This is a genomic window from Enterobacteriaceae endosymbiont of Donacia cinerea, assembly GCF_012569925.1.
Classification (GTDB): domain Bacteria; phylum Pseudomonadota; class Gammaproteobacteria; order Enterobacterales; family Enterobacteriaceae.
This window is the reverse complement of sequence record NZ_CP046204.1, coordinates 1-2,217: the sequence shown is the minus strand read 5'-3', so window position 1 is coordinate 2,217 and position 2,217 is coordinate 1. Positions and strand designations below refer to the sequence as shown.

The window sequence follows — 2,217 nt, the reverse complement described above, 5'->3', positions numbered from 1 at the left end:
ACATAGTAAAGGAGGTGATCCAACCACAGGTTCCCCTACGGTTACCTTGTTACGACTTCACCCTAGTTATGAATCATAAAGTGGTAAGCGTCCTCCTAATAAAACAGGTTAAACAACTTACTTCTTTTACAACCCACTTCCATGGTGTGACGGGCGGTGTGTACAAGGCCCGGGAACGTATTCACCGTAGCATTCTGATCTACGATTACTAGCGATTCCGACTTCATAGAGTCGAGTTGCAGACTCCAATCCGAACTAAGATATATTTTATGAGATTCGCTTACTCTTACGAGGATGCTTCCCTTTGTATATACCATTGTAGCACGTGTGTAGCCCTGGTCGTAAGGGCCATGATGACTTGACGTCGTCCTCACCTTCCTCCGGTTTATCACCGGCAGTCTCCTTTGAGTTCCCAGCCTAGCTGATGGCAACAAAGGATAAGGGTTGCGCTCGTTGCGGGACTTAACCCAACATTTCACAACACGAGCTGACGACAGCCATGCAGCACCTGTCTCATGGTTCCCGAAGGCACTAAAATATCTCTATTAAATTCCATGGATGTCAAGACCAGGTAAGGTTTTTCGCGTTGCATCGAATTAAACCACATGCTCCACCGCTTGTGCGGGCCCCCGTCAATTCATTTGAGTTTTAACCTTGCGGTCGTACTCCCCAGGCGGTCGACTTAACGCGTTAGCTTCGAAAGCTATAAGTCAAGCTTACAACCTTCAAGTCGACATTGTTTACGGCATGGACTACCAGGGTATCTAATCCTGTTTGCTCCCCATGCTTTCGCACCTGAGCGTCAGTATTCGTCCAGGGGGTCGCCTTCGCCACTGGTATTCCTCCAGATATCTACGCATTTCACCGCTACACCTGGAATTCTACCCCCCTCTACGAAACTCAAGCTAATTAGTTTCAAATGCAGTTCCTAAGTTAAGCTTAGGGATTTCACATCTGACTTAATTAACAGCCTACGTGCTCTTTACGCCCAGTAATTCCGATTAACGCTCGCACCCTCCGTATTACCGCGGCTGCTGGCACGGAGTTAGCCGGTGCTTCTTTTACAAGTAACGTCAATGATAAAATATATTAGATTTTATCTTTTCTTTCTTGTTGAAAGTACTTTACAACCCTAAGGCCTTCTTCATACACGCGGCATAGCTGCATCAGGCTTTCGCCCATTGTGCAATATTCCCCACTGCTGCCTCCCGTAGGAGTCTGGACCGTGTCTCAGTTCCAGTGTGGCTGATCATCCTCTCAGACCAGCTAGGGATCGTAGCCTAGGTAGGCTTTTACTCTACCTACTAGCTAATCCCGTCTAGGTTCATCTAATGGCATAAGGTTTTATATAAATACAAAATCCCCTACTTTAGTCGTAAAGACATTATGCGGTATTAGCTATCGTTTCCAATAGTTATCCCCCTCCAAAAGGCAGATCCCCAGATATTACTCACCCGTCCGCCGCTCGCCGACAATAAAAAAAATTTTGCAACTTTTCTTATTTCGCTGCCGCTCGACTTGCATGTGTTAGGCTTGCCGCCAGCGTTCAATCTGAGCCATGATCAAACTCTTCAATTTTTGAAACATAATTTAAAATAAACAGTTTCTAAAAATTTGAATGCCCACATTTATTTTTCTAATAAATTATTAAAGAACAAAATCTTTTTTAAAATAAAGATTTTTTTAATAAAATTACTTTACTATTAAATAGTAGCAAAGTCAAATTTAATTTATATATTAAATATATTGAATTTTTAATACTTTATATTTTAAAATACCTTTTGGTGTTTGTACTTCAATAATATTATTTTTTCTTTCGCCAATTAATGCTCTAGCTAAAGGAGCATTAATTGAAATTAAATTATTTTTTAAATCTGATTCATCATCACCAACAATTTTATAAGAAAAAATTTTATTAGTAACAATATTTTTTATACATACTGTAGAACCAAAAATAATTTTATTATTATGTATAGTTTTTGTAATATCTATTATATTAGCATGTGATAATTTATTTTCGATTTCTTTAATACGTCCTTCACAAAAACTTTGTGCTTCACGAGCTGCTTGATATTCAGCATTTTCTTTTAAATCACCATGTTTTCTAGCAGATACAATTAAATTAATAATTTTTGGTCTTTCTATATTTTTTAATTTTATTAATTCTTTTTGTAATTTTTTTATGCCTTGTAAAGTCATAGGGATTCGATTTATCAT

General features: G+C 38.7%; 1 protein-coding gene and 1 rRNA gene. Both read right to left on the bottom strand.

Annotated elements, in window-relative coordinates:
• Positions 1 to 7: 7 nt before the first annotated feature.
• A 16S ribosomal RNA gene (locus GJT94_RS00010) occupies positions 8 to 1,578 on the bottom strand.
• 159 nt (positions 1,579 to 1,737) lie between these two features.
• Entirely contained in the window at positions 1,738 to 2,217 is a 480-nt protein-coding gene (gene greA, locus GJT94_RS00005; RefSeq protein ID WP_168894116.1) for a transcription elongation factor GreA, read from the bottom strand.

Coding starts and splice junctions, on each gene's coding strand:
- greA (WP_168894116.1), bottom strand. CDS start 2,217: ATGATAAATCGAATCCCTATGACTTTACAAGGCATAAAAAAATTACAA.